Annotated in this window: 29 protein-coding genes and 2 pseudogenes; 26 read left to right on the plus strand and 5 right to left on the minus strand. The window is 36.2% G+C overall.

The window, feature by feature from the left end; all coding sequences use genetic code 11:
- Positions 1-147 precede the first annotated feature (147 nt).
- Complete coding sequence (locus NiCM35_RS10925; RefSeq protein WP_095334122.1) at positions 148-783, minus strand: pentapeptide repeat-containing protein; 636 nt, start codon at positions 781-783, stop codon at positions 148-150.
- 201 nt (positions 784-984) lie between these two features.
- On the opposite strand from NiCM35_RS10925, the gene NiCM35_RS10930 reads away from it, so the two are divergent.
- On the plus strand, positions 985-1,923 hold the full coding sequence (locus NiCM35_RS10930; RefSeq protein ID WP_433779485.1) for a sensor histidine kinase: 939 nt from the start codon (positions 985-987) through the stop codon (positions 1,921-1,923).
- A 139-nt stretch (positions 1,924-2,062) separates the two neighbouring features.
- On the opposite strand, the gene NiCM35_RS10935 is transcribed toward NiCM35_RS10930, so the two are convergent.
- Positions 2,063-2,323 (minus strand): DUF4190 domain-containing protein, encoded by a 261-nt coding sequence (locus tag NiCM35_RS10935; protein ID WP_095334118.1) that lies wholly within the window; start codon positions 2,321-2,323, stop codon positions 2,063-2,065.
- A gap of 292 nt (positions 2,324-2,615) precedes the next feature.
- Here NiCM35_RS10935 and NiCM35_RS10940 point away from each other — a divergent pair, with 292 nt between their 5' ends.
- The 8 genes from NiCM35_RS10940 to wrbA all read left to right on the plus strand — a co-directional run bounded on the left by NiCM35_RS10940 (position 2,616) and on the right by wrbA (position 8,083).
- Positions 2,616-2,747 (plus strand): YuzL family protein, encoded by a 132-nt coding sequence (locus tag NiCM35_RS10940; protein ID WP_095334117.1) that lies wholly within the window; start codon positions 2,616-2,618, stop codon positions 2,745-2,747.
- A 152-nt stretch (positions 2,748-2,899) separates the two neighbouring features.
- Positions 2,900-3,277 carry a DUF5412 domain-containing protein gene (locus tag NiCM35_RS10945; RefSeq protein ID WP_249937912.1) on the plus strand — a complete coding sequence of 126 codons (378 nt, stop codon included), beginning with the start codon at positions 2,900-2,902 and terminating at the stop codon, positions 3,275-3,277.
- Positions 3,278-3,542: 265 nt separating this feature from the next.
- On the plus strand, positions 3,543-3,998 hold the full coding sequence (locus NiCM35_RS10950; RefSeq protein ID WP_047945040.1) for a MarR family winged helix-turn-helix transcriptional regulator: 456 nt from the start codon (positions 3,543-3,545) through the stop codon (positions 3,996-3,998).
- Between the two features lie 147 nt (positions 3,999-4,145).
- Positions 4,146-5,084 (plus strand): ring-cleaving dioxygenase, encoded by a 939-nt coding sequence (locus NiCM35_RS10955; protein WP_433779489.1) that lies wholly within the window; start codon positions 4,146-4,148, stop codon positions 5,082-5,084.
- 18 nt (positions 5,085-5,102) lie between these two features.
- Positions 5,103-5,714, plus strand: coding sequence for a flavin reductase family protein (locus tag NiCM35_RS10960; protein WP_095334111.1), 612 nt, complete (start codon positions 5,103-5,105; stop codon positions 5,712-5,714).
- Positions 5,715-5,737: 23 nt separating this feature from the next.
- On the plus strand, positions 5,738-6,685 hold the full coding sequence (locus tag NiCM35_RS10965; RefSeq protein WP_172859183.1) for a ring-cleaving dioxygenase: 948 nt from the start codon (positions 5,738-5,740) through the stop codon (positions 6,683-6,685).
- Positions 6,682-7,293: an alpha/beta hydrolase gene (locus NiCM35_RS10970; RefSeq protein WP_123259009.1), complete on the plus strand. Its 612-nt coding sequence runs from the start codon at positions 6,682-6,684 to the stop codon at positions 7,291-7,293. Before NiCM35_RS10965 ends, NiCM35_RS10970 begins: the two co-directional genes overlap by 4 nt.
- Before the next feature lie 178 nt (positions 7,294-7,471).
- Positions 7,472-8,083: an NAD(P)H:quinone oxidoreductase gene (gene wrbA / locus NiCM35_RS10975; protein ID WP_095334135.1), complete on the plus strand. Its 612-nt coding sequence runs from the start codon at positions 7,472-7,474 to the stop codon at positions 8,081-8,083.
- On the opposite strand, the gene NiCM35_RS10980 is transcribed toward wrbA, so the two are convergent.
- Positions 8,077-8,373: a DMT family transporter gene (locus tag NiCM35_RS10980; RefSeq protein ID WP_235850361.1), complete on the minus strand. Its 297-nt coding sequence runs from the start codon at positions 8,371-8,373 to the stop codon at positions 8,077-8,079. The genes wrbA and NiCM35_RS10980 overlap by 7 nt on opposite strands.
- A 13-nt stretch (positions 8,374-8,386) precedes the next feature.
- Between NiCM35_RS10980 and NiCM35_RS10985 the strand changes: the two are divergent.
- The 11 genes and pseudogenes from NiCM35_RS10985 to xylE all read left to right on the plus strand — a co-directional run.
- Positions 8,387-8,512 (plus strand): annotated as a pseudogene (locus NiCM35_RS10985) (TrmB family transcriptional regulator); the annotation flags it as partial.
- A 94-nt stretch (positions 8,513-8,606) separates the two neighbouring features.
- Positions 8,607-9,910 (plus strand): annotated as a pseudogene (locus tag NiCM35_RS10990) (YeeE/YedE family protein).
- Between the two features lie 452 nt (positions 9,911-10,362).
- Entirely contained in the window at positions 10,363-10,887 is a 525-nt protein-coding gene (locus NiCM35_RS10995) for a YceI family protein (RefSeq protein WP_095334102.1), read from the plus strand.
- Between the two features lie 728 nt (positions 10,888-11,615).
- Positions 11,616-12,170 carry a YwhD family protein gene (locus NiCM35_RS11000; protein WP_095334100.1) on the plus strand — a complete coding sequence of 185 codons (555 nt, stop codon included), beginning with the start codon at positions 11,616-11,618 and terminating at the stop codon, positions 12,168-12,170.
- 16 nt (positions 12,171-12,186) lie between these two features.
- Entirely contained in the window at positions 12,187-13,251 is a 1,065-nt protein-coding gene (locus tag NiCM35_RS11005; protein WP_095334133.1) for an LLM class flavin-dependent oxidoreductase, read from the plus strand.
- A gap of 4 nt (positions 13,252-13,255) precedes the next feature.
- The gene (locus NiCM35_RS11010) at positions 13,256-13,822 is read left to right on the plus strand and encodes an NADPH-dependent FMN reductase (protein ID WP_095334098.1); all 567 of its coding nucleotides are present in this window, start codon (positions 13,256-13,258) and stop codon (positions 13,820-13,822) included.
- A gap of 71 nt (positions 13,823-13,893) precedes the next feature.
- Entirely contained in the window at positions 13,894-14,202 is a 309-nt protein-coding gene (locus NiCM35_RS11015; protein ID WP_433779493.1) for a hypothetical protein, read from the plus strand.
- 197 nt (positions 14,203-14,399) lie between these two features.
- Positions 14,400-15,407, plus strand: a complete 1,008-nt coding sequence (locus NiCM35_RS11020; protein ID WP_249879107.1) for a sugar-binding protein — start codon at positions 14,400-14,402, stop codon at positions 15,405-15,407.
- Entirely contained in the window at positions 15,400-16,842 is a 1,443-nt protein-coding gene (locus tag NiCM35_RS11025) for a sensor histidine kinase (protein ID WP_433779494.1), read from the plus strand. Before NiCM35_RS11020 ends, NiCM35_RS11025 begins: the two co-directional genes overlap by 8 nt.
- The gene (locus NiCM35_RS11030) at positions 16,836-18,404 is read left to right on the plus strand and encodes a response regulator (protein WP_433779496.1); all 1,569 of its coding nucleotides are present in this window, start codon (positions 16,836-16,838) and stop codon (positions 18,402-18,404) included. Before NiCM35_RS11025 ends, NiCM35_RS11030 begins: the two co-directional genes overlap by 7 nt.
- Positions 18,405-18,803: 399 nt before the next feature.
- A complete protein-coding gene (xylE, locus tag NiCM35_RS11035; protein WP_413230964.1) occupies positions 18,804-20,177 on the plus strand; it encodes a D-xylose transporter XylE in 1,374 nt (457 codons plus the stop codon).
- A gap of 280 nt (positions 20,178-20,457) precedes the next feature.
- On the opposite strand, the gene NiCM35_RS11040 is transcribed toward xylE, so the two are convergent.
- Positions 20,458-20,796 carry a hypothetical protein gene (locus tag NiCM35_RS11040; RefSeq protein WP_433779499.1) on the minus strand — a complete coding sequence of 113 codons (339 nt, stop codon included), beginning with the start codon at positions 20,794-20,796 and terminating at the stop codon, positions 20,458-20,460.
- Positions 20,797-21,115: 319 nt separating this feature from the next.
- Between NiCM35_RS11040 and NiCM35_RS11045 the strand changes: the two genes are divergently transcribed.
- The 6 genes from NiCM35_RS11045 (at position 21,116) to NiCM35_RS11070 (ending at position 25,586) form a co-directional block, all read left to right on the plus strand.
- Positions 21,116-22,354 (plus strand): MFS transporter, encoded by a 1,239-nt coding sequence (locus NiCM35_RS11045; protein WP_095330262.1) that lies wholly within the window; start codon positions 21,116-21,118, stop codon positions 22,352-22,354.
- A gap of 202 nt (positions 22,355-22,556) precedes the next feature.
- A complete protein-coding gene (locus NiCM35_RS11050; RefSeq protein ID WP_095330261.1) occupies positions 22,557-23,180 on the plus strand; it encodes a lysozyme family protein in 624 nt (207 codons plus the stop codon).
- Between the two features lie 15 nt (positions 23,181-23,195).
- The gene (gene cysK / locus NiCM35_RS11055) at positions 23,196-24,116 is read left to right on the plus strand and encodes a cysteine synthase A (RefSeq protein ID WP_095330260.1); all 921 of its coding nucleotides are present in this window, start codon (positions 23,196-23,198) and stop codon (positions 24,114-24,116) included.
- 210 nt (positions 24,117-24,326) lie between these two features.
- Positions 24,327-24,935, plus strand: coding sequence for a transglutaminase domain-containing protein (locus NiCM35_RS11060; RefSeq protein ID WP_095330259.1), 609 nt, complete (start codon positions 24,327-24,329; stop codon positions 24,933-24,935).
- Between the two features lie 125 nt (positions 24,936-25,060).
- On the plus strand, positions 25,061-25,168 hold the full coding sequence (locus NiCM35_RS11065) for a DUF6980 family protein (RefSeq protein WP_420915972.1): 108 nt from the start codon (positions 25,061-25,063) through the stop codon (positions 25,166-25,168).
- Positions 25,169-25,307: 139 nt separating this feature from the next.
- The gene (locus NiCM35_RS11070; RefSeq protein ID WP_095330258.1) at positions 25,308-25,586 is read left to right on the plus strand and encodes a hypothetical protein; all 279 of its coding nucleotides are present in this window, start codon (positions 25,308-25,310) and stop codon (positions 25,584-25,586) included.
- Between the two features lie 55 nt (positions 25,587-25,641).
- Here the strand turns inward: NiCM35_RS11070 and NiCM35_RS11075 are convergent, their stop codons facing one another.
- Positions 25,642-26,484 carry an SDR family NAD(P)-dependent oxidoreductase gene (locus tag NiCM35_RS11075; protein ID WP_433779501.1) on the minus strand — a complete coding sequence of 281 codons (843 nt, stop codon included), beginning with the start codon at positions 26,482-26,484 and terminating at the stop codon, positions 25,642-25,644.
- Positions 26,485-26,533 lie beyond the last annotated feature (49 nt).

The following is a 26,533-nucleotide window of genomic DNA, read 5'->3' on the forward strand; positions in this document are numbered from 1 at the left end:
AAATCCCTTAGAACCTTTTGAAAGAGGAGAAGATATCTTTCAACATTAGTATGTTAAAAAAGGAAAGATTATATGAAGTTTTGGGGATAAACAGTAAAAGCTCTAGCAAACCGAAATAGGACGGTTTGCTAGAACTTTTTTATGCAATCAATCAACAATCTCCAAGCCTAATAAAGCAGAAAATTGGATGGCTTGATAGGTAGAAACCTTACACCCTTTTAAATCTGGTGGAGATACAAGCAATGATTGGAAGGTAGAGGTACTAATATCAACACCGTTAAGGGAAGTTCTTTCAAAATTTGCTCCGTCCATTGTACATTTCTTAAATTCGATCTTTTTAAAGAGACAATCATAAAAATCAGCAGATTCAACAGGCGAGTCTTGGAATCTAACTTTCTCTAATTTGGAGCTTCCAAAAGCGGCTAGTCTCAATAAGGAATCAGTAAACTGCACATTTCTTAAACGGGAGTCTGTAAAATCTACCCCTAATAATTTGCAGTTAGTAAATTGGCATTTGTGAATGGAAGAACTAGTGAGCTTCGCATTAGAGAAATCACAGCTTTCAAAAATAACGTCTGTTAATTCCATGCCGGAAAAATCAGTATGCATAAACTTACAATTCTTCAGCACCATTTTCGATAACCGTACTTTATTTAATACTTCTTCTTCAAACATGGAGTGATGAACTTCGCATCCTTCTAACTCTAATTCTTCCTCGTACAATATATCGTGAAAATTCTTTGATGGTAGGTTCGCAGGTATCTTTGGTTCTTCTATTTTCATCTATACTACTCCTTTTCTGTTGCCTTCCTGTGTGATAACTACTATATGAAAAAATAACTTTAATTTAAAGACTGTATTTTTTGTTCTATTTATGTGCAGGTAGAAAATTATAGATTTTTAAGGTTCAGTTAAGGTATGGAAAACGAACAGTTAAGATAGAGCGGCTAGAATAATGGAAGAAAAGAAATGGAGGAGAAAGTCATGTCAGATTATATTATTGAAACAAGCAATTTAACGAAGAAATTTGGAAAGTTTTTAGCGGTTGATCAGGTGAATCTATTAGTACCAAAGGGAGGGATTTATGGGTTTCTCGGTCCAAACGGAGCTGGAAAGTCAACGACGATTCGAATGCTGCTCGGACTTATTAAAGAAACAGAAGGAGAGGTGAAGGGTGTTTATAAAACGGTATTTGAGAATTTAAATGAATTATCGGATACACTGCAATCTAATGAAGCAGAGCGCAGAAAATTAGAAAAGATGAGAGAAGAATGGATTACGAATATTACGCATGATATAAAAACACCACTTTCCTCGATTAAAGGTTATTCGGAACTGCTGCAAGACTACGAGCTAGATGCTAATGAAAAGAATCGATATGTGGATATTATCCTGGATAAATCAGTCTATATTGAGCATTTAATCGATGATTTGAATCTAACCTATAAATTAAAAAGCAATGTCTTTCTTTTGAAAAAGGCAGAAGCAAATTTGGTGGATATCATAAGGGAGTCCGTTATCCAAATTTTGAATCACCCTTTATACGAGGAAACCAATCTTGATTTTTCAACAGAAACCGAGCAAATTTTATTTAACTGCGATAAAACCTTGATACAACGTGCATTAATGAATTTAATCTATAATGCCATCGTTCATAATCCACCCGATACCTTTATTCAAGTATTTATTGGTCAAGAAAAAGAAACGATTAAAGTATGGATAGAGGATAATGGCAATGGCATTGAAGAAGGAGAACTAGAGGATTTATTTTCTCGCTACTATCGCGGAACAAATACAGGAGAAGCACATAAAGGAAGTGGCTTAGGATTAGCTATTGCTAAGCAGATTGTCGAAGCACATGGCGGAAAGATATTTGTAGATAGCAAGTTAGGGGAAGGAACAAGAATTACGCTTATTTTCTAGAAATATATTTTTAAATAATATAAATGGCAGAATGCTTTTAAAAGTTGTCAGTAATATTGTAGGTACTATCCGAAGCAACAACAATATGATTTTCTAAAAAGGCTCTCCATAAAGGGGGAGCCTCACAAAAACATATAGTTTATCCAAAAGTAGCTAGTGATAAAAACGCAATAATCCCTAACAGTACTAATAGTTGGAGGATTATTCCAACTATGCCCCATATTAAACCTGCTGTCGCAAAACCTCTCCCATTTTCGTCCGTTTTATTGATTTCATTTACTGCTTTTCTTGAAAAAATAATGCTGATAATTCCTAAAATAAGACCAATGAAGGGAATTAATACCGATAAAATACCCAATGTTACCGATATGATTGAATTAGTGTTTGTCTGATTGTTCATGACAGTCGTTTCTCCTTTCTTTTTTTTGCATACCTTCCAGCTCAAACTGCAGAAAATCTGTCAGCTAAGGATGGGATGTACACTTGAAGGTCGATAAATATAACTAACCATTAGTGGTTATAAGGGCATCACTAATAGAAGTTTTTTCTATACTGCGGTTGTTTGCTTTATCCTTATATAAAGTAATACGAATAACAGCATCTAAAGTTACAATGTATGTTTTTCATTCTTTATACAACGATTCACATAACTTCATTTATTCATGGAACACTAATCTGTGGAGGTGAAGAGAATGACAAACAGAAAAGCTGATCCATCGACAATTGGTTTAGGTTCTAACCAGCCAGAAGGTCAAGGAACAACTTCAAAGGAAACAGGAAAAACAAAGGAAGATTCTTCTAGAAAGAAACAAAAACGTTCTTAATACTTAATACAACGACTAAAGCAGGTGGAGGAAATGCCACCTGTATTTTATTGGATCTTGATGGAAGAAGGGTTTTATAAATCTCTATATAATTAATAATATATAATAAGGAAAGAATATTTAGATTATTTTAAATGTGGGGGGGAAATCATTTGAATACTTATCTAAGCAAAAGAAATAAAGGCTTTCTGTTTATTATCAGTGTTATTCTTTTTATTGGGATTATTGGCTATGGAGTATACTGGGCTTTTTATGATATGAATCGATTGCCAAAAGGAGAATATATTACAGAAGAAACTTCACCAGACGGGTCCTATACCTTAAAAGCTTATCGGACAAATGGTGGTGCAACTACTTCATATGCAATCCGCGGGGAACTTGTCTTTAATAAAAAGGGTAAGAAAAAGAACGTTTATTGGAATGAAGGGGAAGAAACAGCAAAAATTGTATGGAGCGATAAACATACAGTAGTAGTGAATGGGCATTCTCTTCATGTTCCAACAGATAAATTTGATTATCGAAATCAGTAAGGAGAACTTTAAGGAAGTGCCTCCTACTACTGCAAATTTGTTTTTGAAAACTGACCAAGTTAATTTTTACGACTCACTTCCTTATGGTAGATCTAAAGATGGGTTTACTAATAAAGGCGGAAATTACTCGCTATGGGGAAATTCTGTTCTTTTACATACGGACAATATAACGTGAATGTGATTGTTTAAATAATACTAGTTGACATGTACAAATAAAGTATTATATAATTATCTCGAATTCAAGATAATTGAAAGGAAGATTATCATGGATAATAAGGAAGTAAGTAAATATGAAGAAGATTTATCATTAAAGGTATTCGTTGTGTTGTCGAGAGCATTGCAATCGATAAAGAAACGTGTAGAAGAAGATATAAAATGTCTCGGTTTAAACCCTACAGAATTTTCTGTGCTGGAATTGATTTATAGCAAAGGGGATCAGCCAATTCAAAAGATTGGTGAAAAAGTTTTGATTGCAAGCAGCAGCATTACCTATGTAGTAGATAAATTAGAGAATAAAAAATTAATCAGAAGAAAACCTTGTCCAAAAGACCGCCGCATAACCTATGTGGTGATAACAGAAGAGGGAACCGAGCTTATGGACAAAGTCTTTCCAAAGCATAGAGCAGCCATGAACGAGATATGTGGCGGGTTAGACAATAAAGAAAAAGAAATACTGATTGAACAGCTCAAAAAATTAGGGCTTCATGCACAAGAGATGTGATTTTTTTTGAGGTTATATCTCGAATTAATAATATTTTAATTCGTAGTAATGAGCGAAAATAGAGAATTTCTATAAATGATTTTTCTACTTATATCAAATAGTAACTAAATAAAGCTTGCTAGAAAATTGGAATAGGAGTGAACGGCAATGACGAAGAGCACAAGTGGAATTCACCATATTACGGCAATCGTAGGCCACCCGCAAGAGAATGTTGACTTTTATGCAGGTGTATTGGGATTGCGTTTAGTGAAACAGACGGTCAATTTTGATGATCCAGGGACATATCATTTTTATTTTGGAGATGAAGGCGGCAATCCAGGCACGATTATTACTTTCTTTCCATGGGCAGGAGCGCGTCAAGGAGTGATTGGAGACGGGCAAGTCGGTGTAACGTCTTATGTTGTGCCTATAGGAGCTCTTTCATTTTGGGAAAAAAGGTTAGCAAAATTTAATATTTCTTTCACAAAAACAGAGCGTTTTGGAGAGGAATACTTAGCTTTTTCTGATCCCCATGGCTTACTGCTAGAAATAGTAGAAAGAGCAGAAGGGAAAAATAATAGCTGGCAGTTTGGTGAAGTGACACCTGAAAATGCTATTAAAGGATTTGGTGGTGCAACGCTTTTATCGAAACAACCTGCACAAACAGCAGAACTTTTAGAAAAAGTGATGGGATTTAAAAAGGTTGGCGAAGAAGGAGAATATGTACGTTTCCGTTCCTTTAGCGATATTGGAAATGTCATCGATTTAAAATTAACTACAGGCAGAAGTGGGGAAATGGGTGTTGGAACTGTTCATCATATTGCTTTTAGAGCAGTGGATGATCTTGACCAATTAGACTGGCAGAAACATGTCTCGCAAAATGGATACCATGTAACAGCTGTTAAGGATCGAAATTATTTTAATGCCATTTATTTTAGAGAGCATGGTGAAATACTCTTTGAAATTGCGACAGATCCGCCAGGATTTGCAATTGATGAATCTAAAGAAACACTAGGAGAGACATTAATGCTGCCAAGTCAATATGAACAATATAGAGAACAGCTTAATAGCAGATTAATACCAATTGATGTTAGAAATCTCGACTAATTTGTAAAGGATGATTTGATGCATTCCATTGATCCGAAAACCATTTCAGAAAGAGAGAATTATAAATTTCTAATTGGAAGCATAATTCCTAGACCTATTGCCTTTGTTACTAGCTTGTCGGAAGAGGGTGTCTTAAATGGGGCTCCTTTCAGCTACTTTAATATTGTATCATCTAATCCGCCAATGATATCGTTATCCATTCAGCGTTCCAATGGGAAACCAAAAGATACGGCAAGGAACATTTTAAACAAAAAGGAATTTGTCATTCATATTGTAGATGAACAAAATGTTGATAAAATTAATCAAACGGCAGCAAGTCTTGCATCAAGTGAAAGTGAGATTGAATTAGCAGGATTAACACCGATAGATAGCAGCGCCATCTCTGTACCGGGTATAAAGGAAGCTAAGATTCGTATGGAATGTGTATTGGAACATTCATTAGAGTTGGGAGGTACCGAGGCACTTCCTGGATGTGATTTTCTAATTGGAAGAGTGGTTCATTATCACATTGATCCTACCCTGTATGAAAATGGCAGAATTGATCCAAGAGGGTTAGCAGCTGTCAGCAGATTAGCAGGAAATGACTATGCAAAAATTGGTGACATGTTTACAAAAGTAAGACCACAATAGTTCCATGAAATGGAGAGGATAAGATGCAAAAAACAGCAGGAATTCATCATATTTCAGCAATGGTAAATGATGCACAAAGAAATATTGATTTTTATGCAGGTGTCCTTGGTCTACGATTGGTAAAAAAGACAATTAATTTTGATCGCCCAGAAGTGTATCATCTCTATTTTGGGAATGAAACAGGGGAACCAGGAACAATTATTACTTTCTTTCCATGGGAAAAACAGCTGAAAGGTAGAATTGGCCAAGGGCAAGTTGGTGTAACGAGCTATGTTATTCCACATGGTAGCAGTGCATTTTGGAAAAATCGTCTTCTTTCCTATGGTGTAGAAGTGGAAAATGCTTCGAGATTTAAAGAAAGATATTTGCAATTTGTCGATCCAGATGGTCTGCAAATCGAATTAGTGGAACGAAACGAAGGACCATTAAGTAATTGGCAGCTAGGTTCAATCCATCCTGATGTTGCTATTAAAGGTTTTGGCGGAGCAACATTACTTTCGGCACAACCGAACAAAACAGCAGAGGTATTAGAACATATATTGGGTCTTAAATGTGTAGGAGAAGATGCAGGGTATTTGCGTTTCATCGCCGATGCACAGATAGGAAATGTGATAGATATCAAATTGACCCCGTCTGTTCGTGGGCTCATGGGAGCAGGAACTGTCCACCATATTGCTTGGCGGGCAAAAGATGAGACAGAGCTTCAGCAATGGAGAACGCTGCTACAAGAAAAAGGGTATTATCCAACGGAAGTGAAAGATCGAAACTATTTTAAAGCCTTATATTTTCATGAAGAAGGCGGCATTCTTTTTGAGCTAGCTACTGATGGACCTGGATTTACGGTGGATGAGCCAGTAGAACAATTGGGAGAGAAGCTAATGCTCCCTGATTGGTTAGAAGAAAAGCGTGATGAGTTAACAGCTGCTTTGCCTAAAGTAGAGATTAGAATCTTAGAGGAGGAGAAGGGATGAAACATATTTTCAATAAGGGAAAAGATCCGAAGAAGCCCACGTTATTGATGTTACACGGAACAGGCGGAACAGAGTTAGATTTATTGCCACTAGCAGGGATGATCGATGATGAAGCTTCTGTGTTAAGTGTCCGCGGGAATATTTTAGAAAACGGCATGCCGCGTTTCTTTAAGCGTTTAGCAGAAGGTGTATTTGATGAAGAAGATTTAATTTTTCGTACAAAGGAATTAAATGAATTTCTGGATGAAGCAGCCCAAAAATATGAATTTGATAGAGAAAATATCGTAGCAATTGGCTATTCTAATGGTGCCAATATTGCTGCAAGCTTATTATTCCACTATCAGGATGCATTAAAAGCAGCTATTCTACATCATCCAATGGTACCGAGAAGAGGAATTACGCTCCCTGATTTAACCGGAAAAGGAGTATTTATTACTGCAGGAACCAATGATCCGATTTGTTCAAAAGAAGAATCAAATGAACTACAATCAATGCTTGTTAATGCTAATGCGAATGTCGAAATGCATTGGGAAAACAGAGGCCATCAGCTAACAGCTGAGGAAGTAGAAGCAGCTGCTAAATGGTATTCAGCTTTAACAAATAGTTAATTATTTAAAAGAGAAAAAGTAATCATAAATTTCCACAATTGGGGAATAAGAAGAACAGCTAACATTGAAAAGACTATTTCAGTGGAGGTGATTCTTATAAGATCAATAAAAAATTAAAGCAGGTGTACTTATGGGGTTTTTAAACAAATTATTTGGAAAATCAAAGGAGATGGAAAACATGGCAAATGTTAAAGTAGCAGTAATTTTTTATAGTATGGGTGGAACAAACTATCAATTAGCACAATGGGCAGCAGAAGGAGCAAAAGAAGCTGGCGCAGAAGTGAAAGTAGTAAAAGTACAAGAATTAGCGCCACAATCTGTTATTGACAGCAATGAAGCTTGGAAAGCAACAGTGGATGCAACAAAAGATGTACCAGTTGCATCATCGGAAGATATTGAATGGGCAGATGCGATTATTTTCAGTGTTCCAACACGTTTTGGTACAATGCCTTCTCAAATGAAGCAATTCATTGATTTACAAGGCGGTCTATGGGCAAACGGAAAAACAGTTAACAAAGTAGTAAGTGCTATGACTTCAGCACAAAATCCACATGGTGGACAAGAAGCAACATTATTATCTTTATACACTTCTATGATGCATTGGGGCGCTATTATTGCTACACCAGGATACACAGATCCAGTTCTATTCGGAGCAGGTGGAAACCCTTATGGTACAAGTGTAACAGTTGGACAAGATGGAAAAATGATCGAAGACGTTCAAGGTGCAGTTAAACATCAAGCGAAACGTACTGTTACCGTTGCAGAGTGGGTTAAAAAAGGAAATCAATAATTTGTAAACATAGGAAAACCAGGAGTAGATAGCTTCTGGTTTTTTTGTATGCTGCTATTCCAAAGAGGCTTCCGGTGGCAGGGCATGAGGTAATTCCTTTTTTGAATGGAGCTTAAAATAACACCGATAATGACACTTGCTCCGCCAATGATCTGGGTCAATGTAACGGTTTCCTCTAGAAGAAAAATGAAAAAGACTATCCCAAGTACAGGAACAAGATTCATTAAGGAAACGGAAGCACTTGCAGACAGCTTTTTTAATCCATAATTATATAAAAGAAAGGCAGCCACAGAGCAGCCAATGCTAATGATCCATGATTTATACTTAATGGAAATATTGGAGAAACATCGTGATATATTAGAAGACTCATTTGGAAAGAATCTGATTGATTTGCGAAGAAAATTCTCTATCTATCCTGATTTCAAAAAGCAAGGATACCTTTACTCCTATGGTGAAGGTATCTTTTTATTTTTAATTACAAAAATAAAAATTTATATTGACACAAATTGAAAATACCATTAAGATGAAAAAAGCAATTCCGACTATATTAATAGGGAAAGGGTGTTTTGGAGTGGCAACTTCAGCAAATGTTCAGTCGACTCAAAAGATAAAGAGTCAAAAAGAACAACCAAAAGGATTAAAGGCTCCACAGATGCCTTTAATCATTGGTGGACTCATTGTAACAGCGATTCTACTAGTCTATTTATTAATGACACAAAAAAGTATGCAGCCGATATTATTAGTTTTGGGCCTCTTACTAGGATATACATTATTTCATGCTCGTTTTGGTTTTACATCCGCATTTCGCAGACTTGCGTCAGTAGGAAATGGGCAGGCGTTACGTGCGCATATGCTGATGTTAGCAGTGGCGGTAACGCTATTTGCCCCAATTTTAGCATACGGCGTTTCCTTTTTTGGAACAGGAGCGACTGGCTATGTATCACCGGTTGGTGTTAGTCTTGTCGTTGGTGCCTTTATGTTTGGGATTGGCATGCAGCTTGGGGGCGGATGTGCTTCTGGTACCTTGTATGCAGTAGGCGGCGGACGTTCTGTTGCATTTGTAACATTACTATTCTTCATTATCGGTTCTACAATTGGTGCAGCTCATCTGTCGTTTTGGACAGAAGACTTACCATCTTTTGCCCCAATTTCATTAGCGACATCAACTGGTCTTGGCTATGGTGGTGCTTGGATTGTATCCATTATTCTATTTGGTGTAATTGCATGGATTACATTGGTTGTGGAAAGAAAAAGAAAAGCGCCAAAAATGGCTCCTCTTCCAACAACAACTGGCTGGAAACGTATTTTCCGCGGTTCATGGCCATTATTTGCGGCAGCGATCGTGTTAGCTGTTCTTAATGCTTTAACCTTAATGACACGCGGTACTCCATGGGGAATTACCTCTGCCTTTGCTTTATGGGTTCAAAAGTGGCCCAATTTTTTGGTATGGATGTAGCAAGCTGGGGATTCTGGCAAGGGGCAAATGCTCAAGCTTTAGAAGCTTCTATTTTTGCAGATTCTACAACGATTCTAAACTTCGGTGTTATCCTTGGCGCCTTTTTGGCATCGGCAGCTGGCGGTCTTTTTAAATTTTCAAAAGTGACGCTTGGAAATGTGCTTGCTTCCATCATTGGCGGCTTACTAATGGGTTATGGCTCACGTTTAGCATTTGGATGTAACGTAGGTGCTTACTTTGGCGGGATTGCATCATTCAGTGTTCACGGTTATGTGTGGGGAATATTAGCATTAGCTGGGACATTTGTTGCCTTGTATCTTCGTCCATTATTTGGACTTTCTGTACCAAAGTCAAAAGATACATTTTGTTAAGAGAAAAAGCAGGTATCATTTAGCTGATGCCTGTTTTTTTTGGGTGTGAAAATACTTAACTTTTTAAAAAAAGCGTCTAAATAGAAGCTAATAATTTATTGGAATTTGCACAATTCTTATGTTGGAATCTCACTTATTTCGGGAAGGTACAAATATTTTAGTATATAAGATGATATCTCTTTTTAATAATAGTATGTCTATATTCTGAGATTAGTTTAATTTAATTTTTCTTTCAAAAATTCCTGAAAAAATTTTCGCAAAAGTGTAGACAAAACAAAAAGATGCGTGTAAAATTATCTTTAATTAGAGATAATTTATTTCAAAGTATTTTTGATAGGAATATCTCTAATAAGTTTGCCTTAATATTCAATAAGATTGAGGGAAACTAATTTTTTTAATAAATATCTTGAATTCAAAGTAAATAATAAGAGGAAAATGGGAGGAATTTTAAAATGGCAAAATGGACAGTAGATCAATCACATTCTAGCGTAGGATTTGAAGTAAAACATATGATGGTATCAAAGGTGAAGGGTCAATTCGATTCTTATACAGCAGACGTAGAAGCGGCAGATTTAGCAGATTTAACAACTGCTAGCATTGCATTTAAATTTGATGTAGCAAGCATTAACACACATAGCGAAGATCGTGATAATCACTTGAAATCAGCAGATTTCTTCGATACAGAAAAATACCCAACAATTGATTTTAAATCAACATCGATTACAAAAGATGGCGATGACTATAAAGTAACTGGTGATTTAACTATTAAGGATGTTACAAAGCCAGTAACATTTGACGTAGAATATGGTGGGAAAGGTACAAACCCATGGGGCGTAGAAGTTTACGGTTTCGAAGGAGAAGCAAAAATCAACCGTGAAGACTTCGGACTTACTTGGAACGCAGTATTAGAATCAGGCGGCGTGCTAGTAGGAAAAGACATCAAAATCAAAGTAGAATTAGAAGTAAACCCAGCATAAGGAAACAGAGGGAGGACGGTTCTTATGTATCCTATTGGATGCGGAAGAACTGTCCTATTTAGATAAAAAACTGTTTGGGAAGAAACTTAATTTTTTCTATATAAAGAGAATAATGGGACTGCTGACATGAAGAGGATGAAAGCTGAAAAACCGTCAGCAAGAGGGAAAAATGGTGTTCATGAAGAGGATGAAAGCCGAAAAACCGTCAGCAAGAGGGAAAAGTGGTGTTCATGAAGAGGATGAAAGCCGAAAAACCGTCAGCAAGAGGGAAAAGTGGTGTTCATGAAGAGGATGAAAGCCAAAAGCTTGTCAGGAAGAGGGAAAAGTGGTGTTCATGAAGAGGATGAAAGCCAAAAGCTCGTCAGGAAGAGGGAAAAGTGGTGTTCATGGAGAGGATGAAAGCCAAAAGCTCGTCAGGAAGAGGGAAAAATGGTGTTCATAAACACCTGAATTCAAAAACTCACCAACCACTGTATTCCATCCAAACTTCATACATAGCCACACTCTAAAAATGGCAAGCTATAAACTAAATGAGCATATAAAATCCTTATTTATAATAACACCAACAAGCAGAATAATTGCCATAAAACACCATCACCCTTAATATAGCAATCAAGACAAGTCATTTCGAAGCAGTAAGTTAGTTTTCCGAAAATACCTTATGTAGTTGGTCAAAATAAGAAAAAAAGCATAAGGGACTTGTACAAAAAGGAGGAGTTAACGCAAATATGGACAACAAAAAGGAAGGTTCATCCAAAAAAAATGCACAATTTAATATCTTGCGGAATGATCCAACAAAAGGTGATGGCGGCTATGGAGTAGGATCTATCTCTTTAGAGAATGTTACGCCAATCATTATTGATCGAGAAAGCCAGGAAGTATTTATTGATATAGGCGCTATGCATGGCAGAAGTAAAGTGGAACAAAAAGTATTTTTTAAGAATGTGACAAAAGAAGAAGTACTAGATTTGGATCCGCATAAATATTGGGTTATTTGGATTGCGTTGGACAGAAATGAAGAGGGTGCTTATTATTCTGGTGCTGGTGCTTGCGAAATCTTGGTAGCAAAGAAAATGAAAGAAGGAAGTAGAAAACGTTTTGGCTACAAGGCGATGCCAGAGCACGTAAATAGCCTTGATAGAGCTATCAAACGAAGATTTGCGTTAAATAATATGGATTACGATTCCAAGCAGTCGTTAAAAAAGTTCCTTGTTGATTTTAACAATGAATATTGGGAGAGATCGCCTGAGGAATTAAAGAATAGTTTAAATAATGATGAATAGAAGAAAGGTGAAGAAATTGAAAAAATACGGATTAGATCCAAGCAAAGGATTAGAGTTTGGTATCTATACATTAGGGGATCATTTACCAAACCCACTAACAGGGGAACGAATTTCTGCAGAAGAACGTGTACACGAGATTATCGAATACGCAAAATTAGCAGATCAAGCAGGACTTGATTTCTTTAGTGTTGGAGAGAGTCATCAGGAATATTTTGTTACACAAGCGCACTCAGTGGTGTTATCAGCTATTGCACAAGCTACGAAAAATATTAAAATAGCTAGCTCGTCTACTATTATAAGTACATCAGATCCAGTCCGGGTATATGAGGATTTTGCAACAATTGATTTAATTTCTAAAGGCCGTGCTGAAATTATTGCTGGTCGTGCTTCAAGAGTTGGTTTATTTGAATTGTTAGGTTACGATCTTCGTAATTATGAAGAATTGTTTGAAGAGAAATTTGAATTATTAATGAAAATTAATGAAGAGGAAGTAGTGAACTGGAGTGGAGAATTCCGTGCACCGTTAAGAAATGCGAGAGTGTTACCACGACCTAAAGATAGTTTTATTCCGATTTGGCGTGCAGTTGGAGGGACACCAGCAAGTGCAATCAGAGCTGGAATGGCAGGAGCTCCAATGTTTATGGCACATTTAGGTGGTCCAGCATCTGTATTCAAACGAACAGTAGATGCTTATCGTGAAGCAGCTCGTAACAGCGGATTTGATCCAGCTGAATTACCAGTAGCTACAGCAGGCTTCTTTTATGCAGCAGAATCATCCCAGCAAGCTTTAAAAGATATGTACCCACATATTAATGAAGGCATGAAAAAAACAAATGGGGCAGGATTTCCAAAACAGCATTTTGCCCAAGGGGTAGATCCGCATAATATTATGAACATCGGAAGTCCACAGCAAATCATAGAAAAAATTCTTTATCAACATGAAATGTTTAATCATCAACGCTATATTGCCCAAATTGATTTTGGTGGTATGCCGTTTAAAAATGTTATGAAAAATGTGGAGATCATTGGTACGGAAATTTTGCCGGCTATTAGAAAATACACAAAAAAATCGGAGGCATAAGGTTATGAAAATTGTTGGATTATCCGGATCAAAGGTCGGATCTAAAACGAGAACAGCGATGGATTACACAATGAAAGCTATTGCGGATAATTATCCCGATATTGAGATAACGTTACTCGATTTGGCGGATTATGATATCCAATTTAGTGATGGGAGAAACTATTTAGAATATGAAGGGGACACTGGGGTTGTTACCAAGACATTGATGGAAGCAGATGCGATTATTATAGGCACACCAGTTTTCCAAGCATCTATTCCTGCTACATTGAAAAATATTTTTGATTTGTTGCCGCAAAATGCGTTTCGCGATAAAGTAGTTAGTATAATTGTAACGGCAGGTTCATCTAAACATTATTTAATTGCTGAACAGCAGTTAAAACCGATTTTGGCTTATATGAAAGCACAGATCGTCCAAACATATGTATTTATTGAGGAAAAGGATTTTCAGCGCAAAGAAATTACAGATGATGATGTGTTATTCCGCATTGAACGATTAGTGGAAGATACAATAGTATTAACAGAGACATATACGGAAATACGAGCGAAAAAGGAAGCCCAATACGATTTTTAATAAGTGAAAATATTTGTAGGATATTTTTTATATATTTTAGTCTAATTAGTATTTATAGTTGAGGAAGAAAAATGAAGGAATTAGAAGGAATCGTTGTCATTCAACGAGATATCGGTTCAGATGTATTAGTTATTAATAATGTCCCTTTATCACAGTATTATATGGGCTGCAATGGGGAAGAAATTAAGCTTACTATTGTTTGTGCAAAGGGGAAAACTTATACATTTGAAGGAACAGCTGATATTTTTTACTTTGAAGGCAAGCAACATTACTACAGAGGAACGAAATATGTAGATGACTTTTTTATCGATGATATCGATATTAGAGAGTTATTAGAGCAGCATGAAAATGAATTTGTCAAAATAATCGTTTCAAGTTGAATTCTAAAAAAAGCTAGTACTTTTCGCTAAAAGAGTACTAGCTTTTCTGTTCTTAAGAAAGGAAAAATCATTATCTATTATATATAAACGAAATAAAAATTTTCTTTCTCTATGTTTTTCTAGACATTTCCTTACTCACCAGTTTTAAATTTATGCTATCATCAACATAATAGACTAGATAAGACATGGAGGGGCATATGAAACGAACCTTGCTATATAGCTTTTTCCTTCTCTCTTTTCTGATAGCGGTTGCATATTCCTTGTATTTTTATAAGCAAGCTCATACTTTTGATAAGAAAATGAAAGAAGTTCTTTCTGATGAGGTATCTCTACCAACCTATCATTTTGCTTTAATTGGCGAGGAAATGGATCATGATTATTGGCGCTTAGTAGGAGCTGGAGCAAAAAAAGCTGCAGCGGAAAATGATGTTTTTGTTGAATACGAGGGTCCAAAGCGATCCAATCCCGAGGAACAATTAAAACTTCTAGATATGGCCATACAGGCTAAAGTGGATGGAATAATTGTGCAAGCGCTTAATGATTCGTTTACGCCTCTAATTAACAAGGCAGTAAAAGAAGGTATTCCTGTTATTACGATTGATACAGATGCACCAGATAGTTTGCGTCTTGCTTATATTGGCACAGATAATTATGAAGCTGGTCGATTGGCAGGACAAACATTGGTAAAGGATACTGCGGGAAAAGCGAAGATAGGGATTATTACAGGCGGAGTGGATAATGCTTATAAACAGCATCAATTAAGAGTACAGGGATTTAAAGAGGCAATCGAAAAGATAGAAGGAATCAAGATTATTGCGATAGATGAATCTAATCTCACAAGAGTTCAAGCAGAAGAAAAGGCCTATAAGATGTTAAAAAAGCATAAAGATATCACTGCTTTTTATGGAACAAGTTCGTTAGATGGTATTGGAATTGCAGCAGCAGCAAGATCATTAAATAGACAAAATGATTTATATGTCATTTCTTTTGATGCGTTAGAAGAGAATCTTGATTTATTACATAAAGAAGAGATAAATGCCATTGTTGAACAGCAGCCATACGAAATGGGACAAAAAAGTATTGAATTAATGATGCATCTGGTCAAACAGAAGTCTGTTCCTCAGATGCATCATATGAATGCTGCTATTATTCACTCGAAAGATTTAGATAGTATGGTAGAAAAAATGGGGAATGGCCATGATTAAAATTCGTACGAAGCTGCTTATATATTTTGGGGTCATTCTATTGTTATTATTACTATTATTTTGGATTCGAGAAACTAGCAATCAACAAGTAAAGAAATTATACGATGAGAATATGGTCTCTTTCTTCTTACTGAATGAAATGACGAAAGAAACGAATCAGGCCTATCAATCGCTGCAAATCTATGTTCATGAACCATTACCGGAGAATTTAGCCTTGTACAAGGTGGAAATAGAAAAGATAAGCAGGGTGGAACAACAATTTAGAGCAATGGAAAAAGAGGGAATACCGAAGAAAAATCTATTAAATATGATAAATAATTTTCGAAAACAAACAGAAAAAACAGTGCAAGGGATTGAAAACGAAGATATTCAGCAATATTCCACTTCTCTAAAAGAAGTAGAAAAAATATCAGCCTACATTCATGAAAAAGCACTTGATTTAATTGATGAAAAACTGACAAAATACCAAGCAGCCTCTTATTTTTTAGATGAAAAAATTACCCAAACAAAAAATATGGGAACCGCTATTCTTCTATCTATTATTCTCTTGAGTATTTTATTTGCATTATGGTTTTCGAATGGAATCACAATAACTATTGGTCGCTTAACAAAGGAAGCAGAAGAAATTTCTGCTGGCAGATACAATAGGGAAGATATTGTCGTTTCACAAAAGGATGAGCTTTGGTTTTTAACGAAAACATTTAATGAGATGAAAAAAAATATTTTAGAGTCTGTTAAACAAATAGAAGAAAAGGCAAAATTGGCTCAGTTGCTTAAAGAGATGGAATTGAAGAGTTTACAAAATCAAATCAATCCCCATTTTCTTTTTAATACACTTAATACTATCTCTAAAACCGCTTATATTGAGGGAGCTGACAAGACGAGTGATTTAATCTCATCGGTTTCGGCATTGCTTCGCTACAATATAGGCAGTCTTGACCGCCAAACATTGTTGAAAGATGAAGTTGCAATTGTGAAGGAATACTTTTTTATTCAAAAAACGCGTTTTGGTGGGAGAGTGGAATTTACAGAGGATATTGATCCAGAGTGCTTATCGACACCCATTCCTTGTCTAACCTTACAGCCAATTATTGAAAATGCATTTATTCATGGGATTGAAAGGATGGCCAAAGGGGCGAAAATTACATTATCTATTTATGAAAAAGAGGAAAAAGTCTTGATTGAAGTGATAGATAATGGAGTGGGCATGGATCAAGATACCATTGATCGATTGCTGGACGTGAGCGAGGAGACAGATCAGGAAGTTGCCAATAAAGGAGCAGGGCATTCAACTGGTATTGGCATGCGGAATGTCATAAAAAGACTGCGACTATTCGATAAGGACAGCCAAGTAAAGATACACTCCATCGTTGGCGAAGGAACAACAGTGTTGATTAGCTTGAATAAATTAGGAAAGGAGGATACTTTATGCTAAAAGTAATGTTAGTAGATGATGAACCGATTGAAAGAGAAGGATTGAAGCTTATGCTTAGCCGTAATCGTTCTAATTTTGAAATTACTGCAGAAGCGGAAAATGGGAAAGATGCAGTAGAGTTGGCTATTGCTCATAAGCCAGATTTAGTTTTTATGGATATAAAGATGCCAGAGTTGGATGGGATCGAAGCGATTAAACGAATATATGCCTCTGCTCCTATGATTAAATATATTATGGTTTCTGCTTTTGATACATTTGATTATGCCCGAGAAGCAATGAAATTTGGGATAAAGGAATATTTACTTAAACCAAGCAAGGTCTCAGAGGTTTTAGCTGCTTTTGATGGAATGGCAGCAGAAATTGAAAAAGAAAAACGAGAGGCAAGGAACAGGCAAGAAATTCATCATCGCCTAGAGAGGGTTAGTTCTGTTATCGAAAATGAATTCATCGTTTCCTTAATAATGGATTATGTGCATGAATTTAATCAGGAGGAATGGGATGAATGGCTTGATCTTGAACAGAAAAAAGGATTTGTTACCGTTTTTTCCTTTGAATCAGAAGACCAGCATCCAAGCAAAGCAGTAAAAGGCCATTGGTATCGCATCCTCAAACAAGCTTTACAGGCATATGATCTCCCTTGTATTGTTGGACCATTAACAGGCTTTCAAGTACCTATACTTGTACTCTTGGATGAAAATATACCACCAGATAAAGAGGGAAGAGACTATTTTGCTCGAAAGATTATCCACGATGTACAAAAACAGCTTGAACAATGTCTTTTATATGCAGGGGTAGGTACAATTGTTTCAAATATTCATCAGTTTTCTGATTCTTATAAAGAAGCAATCTATGCGTTGGAGCTTGTTCACAGCCATCCAAGTGCAGCATATATGACCTATAATGATCGCGTTAAGCAAAAACGGAAACAATTAATTCCCTTTGATGTGGAGAAAGAACTACTAGATGCAGTGAAAAAGGGAGAGAGCCAAAAAGGGTTACAAATGTTTGAAACCTATTTTCAATCTATTCAACAGGCTTCCGACTTCCAGCTAAGAATGATACACAAAGCAATGGAGAGTTTCTTTATCATCTTAACTCGTTCGCTGAAAGAACTAGGCTTTGAAGAGGAAATTGAAACGAGCTTAGGACAATTTGATCACTCAATGCAAATTAAAGAAGCAGCTAAATCACAATTATTGAGTATTATGAAGCGGTTAGGAGAATGGCGGTCAAAGGGGATACGCTCCTTACTATTAGAAGCAAAAGAGTACATCGATAAATATTATGATCGAGCTATTTCTCTCGAGGAAGTTGCGGATCAAATTGGCATCAGTTCTTATTATTTAAGTAAATTATTCAAAGAGCGATTTCAAGTTACCTTTATTGACTATATAACAAATACACGATTGGAAAAGGCAAAGGAACTTCTATTAGTTCCCAATGTATCACTAAAAGAAATAGCTTTAACTATTGGTTACAAGGACCCAAACTATTTTAGTAGAGTATTTAAAAAAGAAGTGGGAATGAGTCCAAGTGAATATCGAACAAAATATCAACAGTGAAACAGCGATTATGGGTCGCTGTTTTTTTTCCGTTTTGGAAAATTGGTCTAGACTGCTTATAATGATTTTTAACTAAGCGCAAAGAAACATTTTACAAGAAAGTCTAGCTATTAACAAAAAAGTGAAGATGAAACCGCTATCAAGAATACGCTTTCGTGATAATTTATTTATATGAACGGAATAGAGTATAGGAATTATTAAATAAAAATGAAAACGGAATCATACTGATGCTAGAAAGGGAGGAGATAGTAACGTTGATAGTTACTAGATAGTGCTTTGTGATAATCATTAGCAGATAAGAAAGACGGACAGTATCACAAGAGGAGGGAAGAAAGAGAGTATGTCTCTTTCGAATATATGGTAAATAAAAATAGCTATCTTTATATCGGATTAATTACAATGGTTGCAACACTTGGAGGCTTGTTATTTGGGTATGATACAGCAGTAATCTCCGGCGCAGAAGGTTCACTTCAAGCCTATTTTACTGAGGGATTAGGACTTAGTTCACTTATCCATGGACTAACTGTCTCAAGTGCTTTAATTGGTTGTATTATTGGAGGCTTTATATCTGGATACTTCGCTACCAATTTTGGGAGAAAATATTCGCTTATTATTGCCGCTGTATTATTTCTAGTATCCGCTCTTGGATCTGCATTTCCTGAATTTTTATTTTTCACAAGAGGGGAACCAAGCTATGCGCTGCTCATTACCTTTAATATCTATCGAATTATTGGAGGAATTGGCGTAGGTTTAGCTTCAGCCATCTCCCCTATGTATATCGGCGAAATGGCACCGCCCAAAATAAGAGGCACTTTAGTTTCTTTAAATCAATTTGCTATTATTTTTGGAATGCTTGTTGTCTATTTTGTTAACTGGGGCATTGCTAAAGGACAAACACTAGAGTGGGTAAATGATATCGGCTGGCGCTATATGTTCCTGTCAGAAGCAATCCCAGCAATTTTATTCATGGTTCTATTATTTACAGTGCCAGAAACACCACGCTATCTTGTATCAAAGAACGAAGATGAAAAGGCGATGAATATCCTTTCAAGAATATATGAGAAAACAATGGCGAAAGCGACAATGTTTGAAATTAAAGCATCCTTTAAGGAAAGTAATAAGAAAGCAAAACTATTTACATTTGGTAAAAAAATTGTTGTCGTTGGAATTTTACTATCAGTCTTCCAGCAATTCGTTGGAATTAATGTTGCTTTATATTATGCACCGCGTATTTTTGAAAGCATGGGCGCAGCAAGAGATGCTTCGATGTTCCAAACTATTATTATGGGCTTAGTAAATGTTGTTTTCACCCTTATTGCAATCTTCACAGTCGATAAATTTGGACGCAAACCATTATTAATTATTGGCTCTGTCGGGATGACGATTGGGATGTTTGGGGTAGCAGCAATGGCTTTCTCAAACAAAATCGGAATTGCTACATTAATTTTTATTATTATCTATACAGCATCCTTTATGATGTCTTGGGGACCAGTTGTCTGGGTATTAATTTCAGAAATCTTCCCGAATAGAATAAGAGCACAAGCTGTCGCAATTGCCGTAGCAGCACAATGGGCAGCGAACTACTTTATTTCTTCTACTTATCCTGCAATGATGGAGGTAAGTGGCGGTTTAACCTATTCTTTTTATGGAATCATGAGTTTGCTATCAGCATTGTTCATCTGGAAGTTTGTCCCGGAAACAAAAGGTCGATCATTAGAAGAATTAGAGAAGATCCTAGTTAACTCTCAGAAAAAAGATGAAGATGTAGCGTAAGATGAAGTGGTAAAAGCAGAGGAGACCATCCTCTGCTTTTTAGTATTTTGAGAAGTGGATGGTTTGGCTGAAAAAATAGTAGTTTGGCTGAAAAGAGAGCAGTTTTGGCTGATAAAATAGTAGTTTGGCTGAAAAGGGAGCAGTTTTGGCTGAAAAAATAGTAGTTTGGCTGAAAAGGGAGCAGTTTTGGCTGATAAATCAGTAGTTTGGCTGAAAAGAGAGCAGTTTTGGCTGAAAAAATAGTAGTTTGGCTGAAAAGAAAGCAGTTTTGGCTGATAAATCAGTAGTTTGGCTGAAAAGAAAGCAGTTTTGGCTGATAAATCAGTAGTTTGGCTGAAAAGAGAGCAGTTTTGGCTGATAAATCAGTAGTTTGGCTGAAAAGAGAGCGGAATTGGCTGATAAAATAGTAGTTTGGCTGAAAAGAGGGCAGTTTTGGCTGAAAAAATAGTAGTTTGGCTGAAAAGAGAGCAGTTTTGGCTGAAAAGAGAGCAGTTTTGGCTGATAAATCAGTAGTTTGGCTGAAAAGAGAGCGGAATTGGCTGAAAAGGGAGCAGTTTTGGCTGATAAAATTAAGTCTTATCTCAAAAAGGCAGCCATAATTGGCTAATTCAATCAGCAATCATAAAAAAGGTCTAAAAAATTTATTTTGTAAGCAAATTGTATCAAAGGTGATGCATATGCTATGATTAATTGGAATATAAATGAAGCGGAGGTTTTCCTTGTGACAGCATCAATGAGACTAAGATTCCCACATTTCATCGTTAACTAAATACGTTTGGATAGTCTTCTTTTGAGAAGAAGTGGGATTGGTCTGTCTGTTTATTGGAAACCTAATAATGGTTAATAAAGAGGGGAGATACCAAGTCTTCGCTCTTTTTTTCTGCTCTAATAGATAGACTTATTCACATGACAAAAAAATTAGAATGTGAGGTTTATAAATGAGTACAGTTAATAATAAAGAAAATTGGTATCGGAATATTGTATTATTTCTTAGCAGCCAGACGATATCTTTGTTTGGATCATCGCTTGTGCAATACGCTATTATGTGGCATATAACGTTAACCACTGAATCCGGTTTAATGATGACATTATATATCCTTTGTGGATTTCTTCCCACGTTTCTTTTGTCGCCAGTGGCTGGAGTATGGGCCGATCGCTATAATCGGAAACTCTTGATTATGATATCTGATGGATTAATTGCATTTGCGACATTAATATTGGCACTGCTCTTTTTAATGGGATATGATTCCATTTGGCTACTCTTTGTGATGGCAGCAGTTCGAGCGTTTGGAACAGGTGTTCAAACGCCATCTGTTGGGGCGATTTTGCCACAAATAGTGCCAAAAGATAAGCTGACAAAAGTGAATGGTGTTAATGGGAGTATTCAGGCAGTAATTATGTTTGTATCTCCGATGGTTAGTGCTGCTTTATTGACGATGGGATCCATCGAAGCGATTTTTTTCATTGATGTTATCACGGCAGCTATTGCTATTTTTACTTTGCTTGCCTTTTTAAAGATTCCTGCACATCAAAAGGCATCGCTAGAACAAGCGACTAGTTATTTTAGTGATTTTAAAGAAGGACTGAAATATGTTCATCATCATGCCTTTTTGAAAAAATTCTTTATTTATTTTTCCATCTTTTTTGTGCTGATGGCACCAGCAGCATTCTTAACTCCTTTGCAGGTTACTCGCAGTTTTGGAGATGATGTCTGGCGGCTTACAGCCATTGAAATAGCTTTTTCGATTGGAATGATGGTAGGCGGAGGAGTCATTGCAGCATGGGGTGGATTTGAGAATAAAGTGAAAACAATGACCCTAGCAAGCATTATTATGGGAGTTTGTACTTTTGCACTCGGGATGATTCCATTCTTTTGGATCTATTTAGTATTCATGGCACTATTCGGAGTGGCAATGCCTATATTTAATACACCAACCACGGTCTTATTGCAGGAAAAAATAGAAGAAGGGTTTTTAGGAAGAGTTTTCGGTGTAATGGGAATGATTTCTACCTCTATGATGCCAATTGGCATGTTAATATTTGGACCGCTTGCCGATTTTATTAAAGTCGAATGGTTATTATTAGGAACAGGAATTTTTATTATGATCCTGTCGATTTTTTTAGGAAAAGACAAAGCATTAATCGAAGCTGGAAAACCTTCTATTGAAGGAGTTTGATTCAACTGCTAGGCTTAGTGAGCGCATATTATGTTTGCGCAGCTAAGTCTTTTTTTCTTTTAAAAGGTGGAAGAATTTAAAAGTTCTCTTACGAGGAATGAAATTCGATAGTGTTTCTTGTATAATGGATAAATGTATCGGGAAATGCAACGTTCAAAAACGAAACGCTTAATTGATATTTAAGCGTCAACGAGGGATAGGTATGAAAAGAAGAAGGAAAACTACAACAAATACAATTATTGTCTTAATATTAGTTATATATTTTGGCTATTTATTTGCTTCTACTACAATTAAGCAAAATAAAGAACAAAGATTATTGAAATATTTACCGGAAATTGCCACTCAACTGAAAAAAAATGAATTAAATGCAGAAGAGCTAGCACCCGTTGTGCTTGCTATCATGGATCAAGAAAGTCGCGGAAAAGGAAATGATCCCATGCAGTCCTCTGAATCAGCGGGGCTGAAGAGAAATGCAATTGAAGACCCAGCCGAGAGCATTAAGCAAGGAGTATTTCATTTTGCAGAAGTGTACAAGTATGGGCAAAAGCAAGGAGTAGATATTGAAGCAATCATTCAAAGCTATAATATGGGACCTGGTTATATTGATTTCATTGTCAGCAATAATCAAGTCGAACATAGTGAAGAATCAGCCAAAACATACTCTGAATATATGGTTGAACGGTCACCAGACATTTATACATGTAATAATGACAAATTGAATTTTAGATATCCATATTGCTATGGAGATTTTACTTATGCAGATAAAGTGACATCTAAGGTCGATGAGATGAGCAATATAATTGAAAAATATGCTCGTAAATTATAGGAGGAATAAAGAAAAATGAAGCTTTACGATTCTGTACTTGAATTAATTGGCAATACACCAACTGTACGATTGAATAAAATACCTAATACTACTGGAGCAGAGGTTTTTATCAAATTAGAATCTTTCAATCCAGGCGGAAGTGTGAAGGATCGTGCGGCTCTAAATATGATTGAACGTGCCGAAAAAGAGGGAAAGCTTATCCCAGGAAGAAGCACTATTATTGAGCCGACCTCAGGTAATACAGGGATAGGAATTGCTATGGTTGCTGCCGTAAAGGGATACCGTTGTATCATTACAATGCCAGATAATGCAACAAAAGAACGTGTCCAAATATTAAAGGCATATGGAGCAGAGGTATATTTAACTCCAGGTAACAGACGAATGCAAGGGGCAATTGATGAAGCCAATCGTTTAGCTACAGATATTGCTGACAGCTTTATTCCCATGCAATTTGAAAATGCAGCAAATGCCGATGCTCATCGAGGTACTACCGCTGTTGAAATTTTTGAAGCGTTTGAAGGAAAGCTAGATGCACTTGTTTTGACTGCTGGTACTGGGGGAACAGTTACTGGCGTTGGAGAAGAATTAAAGAAAATGATTCCAGACATAAAAATATATGTAGTGGAGCCATTTGGTTCACCAGTATTATCAGGAGGTAAACCAGGTCCTCATAAAATTCCAGGGACAGGCCCAGGATTTATACCGAAAATCTTAAACAGAGACATTTTTGATAAAGTCTTATTAATAAAAGATCATGATGCGGAAGTCATGGCGAGACGTCTAGCAGCGGAAGAAGGGATCTTTGTAGGTGCATCGGGTGCATCTAGCGCGCATTTTGCTGTGCAAATAGCAAGTGAACTACCATCATCTGCTAAAGTGTTATGCATCGCACCTGATACTGGAGAACGTTATTTATCTTCAGATTTATTTTCATAAAAGTATGGAGACATTGGAATAAGCTGTTCCTATTGGGAGAAAAAATTTCAAATGACATTAACTGGCCAGATCATTTATGATTTGGTCTTTTTTTCTCCAATTAGCATAATAATGTTTTGATTTTATAATACATCTTTAACTCTGTTTTGAATCGTGTGTATAATAATACATACAAACAAATTTTTATACGTAATTAAGGGAATGGAGCTAATGAAATTGATTTGTGAGTCCGGCCAATTAACAGATTACTTATCTGAACAAAAGAAAGTTAATTATTCTAATCCAATTATTAAAGAACAAAGAAAGGAGCTTTTTAATTCAGCTCAAACAGAAATCGAAAAAACTAAAGTAGCCTTTGAATTCGTCCGTGATGAAATATCTCACTCTTGGGATATTCAAGGCAAACGAGTGACTTGTAAGGCATCCGATGTTTTGAAGTACAAAGAAGGAATTTGTTATGCAAAAGCTAATCTATTAGCAGCTTTATTACGTTCTCAGCATATTCCAACAGGTTTCTGTTATCAGCGATTGATGTTGTTTGACTCTCCTGAAAAAGGATATTGTCTACATGCTTTAAATGCCGTTTATTTAAAATCTCTAAATAAATGGATACGATTAGATGCTCGTGGAAACAAAGCTGGCATTGATGCACAATTTTCCTTAGAGGAAGAAAAGTTAGCTTTTACAGTTAATGAAAAAATGGATGAAAAGGACTATCCCGTTATTTATGTTCAGCCAAATACCAAAACAATAAATGTGTTAAAGGGTCATAATGATGCATTAGAAATGTACAAACATCATTTGCCTGATAGCATTTAGTGCAGGTGTTTAATGGTTTACAAGGAGATGAGAAAGAGGAAAATGCATTGCTGTAGGGAGATGATTATCATGCAACATTCAAGTGTGATATTCATAAAAATCCCTTTGACTGTCCAGATAAATTAATTTTATTCAATGAAAAGGATCATGACTACGGATTGATCATACATGATGGTGGTACTTCAAGTATTGGAATTGAATTTAGTCCGTGGTGTAGGTCAAAATTAGCATAGGTTGTGCAGATTTACCTACGTATTGGCCAAGTATCGGTTGGAAGAATGAGAATTAGGACAGCTGAAAATTGCATAAGGTGAAACTTTTTATTCCATATAAGCGTACAATTTATAAACAAATTATTAGGGAGGGAAAGTATTGGGAATTTTACTCGAATTGTTAAATTTTGCTGTTTATATACCTTTTTTTAAGGTCGATGAAGAAGATGTATGCAGAAATGTAAAACATCTAAAAAAACATCAATGGTTCCAAAATTACCTTAATGTTGAAGAGTATCGTGGGCTTATAATTCATGATAAGGATGTCCGACAATGTATTGGGAAATTCAAAAGTAGTAAACTTCATAATCATTCTTATCAAAATAAGTGTCAAGAAAAATTATACAAAGCTCTACTGAAAAATGGGAATATTGTCTAAAGCAGTTGCAGGAAAAAAGGCTGTCAAGATAGTTTTGGCAGCCTCCTTCTTTTCTTCAAAGTGGCAAATATTCCTTTTCATATACAGATTGCACTTGTAGTAAAACTTGGCCAGCATGCTGTTTAAATTTGAATTCTGCAGGCTTTCCTTTTCTAAAATAAAGCCCAGCGTCATGCGGGGATTTTTCTAATCCAGCAAACAACCGATCTGCCCCTACACTAGGATGTGGGCCAAATAAACGGATGAATGGCTGTATAATAAGTGGCAGGCCTCCATTTCTTCCTTTGCGCATTGTATTGTTATTGCCTGGATCTATACTGACAATTGTGACACCCTCTCGCTTTAATTCTTGCGCAAAAGCATATGTCCACAAAGTGATTGCCAGCTTCGTCGATGCATAGGGACCAATCAATTTCTGAAATTTGGGCGGGTTTGCCAATTCCTCTGGTACGAAAGATTTTTTAAAATGAAATGCATCTGAACTAGTTTGTATAACAATAGAAGGCTTTCCTTTTTTTAAAAGATCAAGTAGTTCCATCGTAATGATAAAGGGAACAACAGTCTGAATTTCGTAATGTAGCTCACGCCCTTGTGGGGAAAAGATGAGCTTCGAAAAACTGCCTCCAGCATTATTGAAGAGAGCATAAAGCTTTGTTTCTTCCTCTTTTATTAGCTTCAAAGCAGACTTTAATTGCTTAAAATCAGCTATATCAGCATGATAAACACGGATTTCTCCTGTCTGGATTTTTTGCTGTAGCATTTGTTCTTCTTTGGGAAATTCAGAGCGAATTAAAGCTGCAATTTCCCATCCATTCTCAATTAATTTCTTAGTCAGCTCAAGTCCTATTCCGCTGTTCGCCCCCGTAACAAGAGCTATTTTTCTTTCTGATATAATCATTTTATTACCTCCTATTGGTGAATGAAGGAAGTATAGAACATGGAGTTAA

The organism is Niallia sp. M35, assembly GCF_050971705.1.
GTDB classification, from domain to species: domain Bacteria; phylum Bacillota; class Bacilli; order Bacillales; family Cytobacillaceae; genus Niallia; species Niallia circulans_A.

Coding starts and splice junctions, on each gene's coding strand:
- NiCM35_RS11015 (WP_433779493.1), top strand. CDS start 13,894: ATGAAGGAATTAGAAGGAATCGTTGTCATTCAACGAGATATCGGTTCA.
- NiCM35_RS10950 (WP_047945040.1), top strand. CDS start 3,543: ATGGATAATAAGGAAGTAAGTAAATATGAAGAAGATTTATCATTAAAG.
- NiCM35_RS10955 (WP_433779489.1), top strand. CDS start 4,146: ATGACGAAGAGCACAAGTGGAATTCACCATATTACGGCAATCGTAGGC.
- NiCM35_RS11075 (WP_433779501.1), bottom strand. CDS start 26,484: ATGATTATATCAGAAAGAAAAATAGCTCTTGTTACGGGGGCGAACAGC.
- NiCM35_RS11060 (WP_095330259.1), top strand. CDS start 24,327: ATGAAATTGATTTGTGAGTCCGGCCAATTAACAGATTACTTATCTGAA.
- NiCM35_RS10995 (WP_095334102.1), top strand. CDS start 10,363: ATGGCAAAATGGACAGTAGATCAATCACATTCTAGCGTAGGATTTGAA.
- cysK (WP_095330260.1), top strand. CDS start 23,196: ATGAAGCTTTACGATTCTGTACTTGAATTAATTGGCAATACACCAACT.
- NiCM35_RS10965 (WP_172859183.1), top strand. CDS start 5,738: ATGCAAAAAACAGCAGGAATTCATCATATTTCAGCAATGGTAAATGAT.
- NiCM35_RS10935 (WP_095334118.1), bottom strand. CDS start 2,323: ATGAACAATCAGACAAACACTAATTCAATCATATCGGTAACATTGGGT.
- NiCM35_RS11025 (WP_433779494.1), top strand. CDS start 15,400: ATGATTAAAATTCGTACGAAGCTGCTTATATATTTTGGGGTCATTCTA.
- NiCM35_RS10970 (WP_123259009.1), top strand. CDS start 6,682: ATGAAACATATTTTCAATAAGGGAAAAGATCCGAAGAAGCCCACGTTA.
- wrbA (WP_095334135.1), top strand. CDS start 7,472: ATGGCAAATGTTAAAGTAGCAGTAATTTTTTATAGTATGGGTGGAACA.
- NiCM35_RS10930 (WP_433779485.1), top strand. CDS start 985: ATGTCAGATTATATTATTGAAACAAGCAATTTAACGAAGAAATTTGGA.
- NiCM35_RS11020 (WP_249879107.1), top strand. CDS start 14,400: ATGAAACGAACCTTGCTATATAGCTTTTTCCTTCTCTCTTTTCTGATA.
- NiCM35_RS11000 (WP_095334100.1), top strand. CDS start 11,616: ATGGACAACAAAAAGGAAGGTTCATCCAAAAAAAATGCACAATTTAAT.
- NiCM35_RS11010 (WP_095334098.1), top strand. CDS start 13,256: ATGAAAATTGTTGGATTATCCGGATCAAAGGTCGGATCTAAAACGAGA.
- NiCM35_RS10960 (WP_095334111.1), top strand. CDS start 5,103: ATGCATTCCATTGATCCGAAAACCATTTCAGAAAGAGAGAATTATAAA.
- NiCM35_RS10925 (WP_095334122.1), bottom strand. CDS start 783: ATGAAAATAGAAGAACCAAAGATACCTGCGAACCTACCATCAAAGAAT.
- NiCM35_RS10940 (WP_095334117.1), top strand. CDS start 2,616: ATGACAAACAGAAAAGCTGATCCATCGACAATTGGTTTAGGTTCTAAC.
- NiCM35_RS11030 (WP_433779496.1), top strand. CDS start 16,836: ATGCTAAAAGTAATGTTAGTAGATGATGAACCGATTGAAAGAGAAGGA.
- xylE (WP_413230964.1), top strand. CDS start 18,804: ATGGTTGCAACACTTGGAGGCTTGTTATTTGGGTATGATACAGCAGTA.
- NiCM35_RS11045 (WP_095330262.1), top strand. CDS start 21,116: ATGAGTACAGTTAATAATAAAGAAAATTGGTATCGGAATATTGTATTA.
- NiCM35_RS11050 (WP_095330261.1), top strand. CDS start 22,557: ATGAAAAGAAGAAGGAAAACTACAACAAATACAATTATTGTCTTAATA.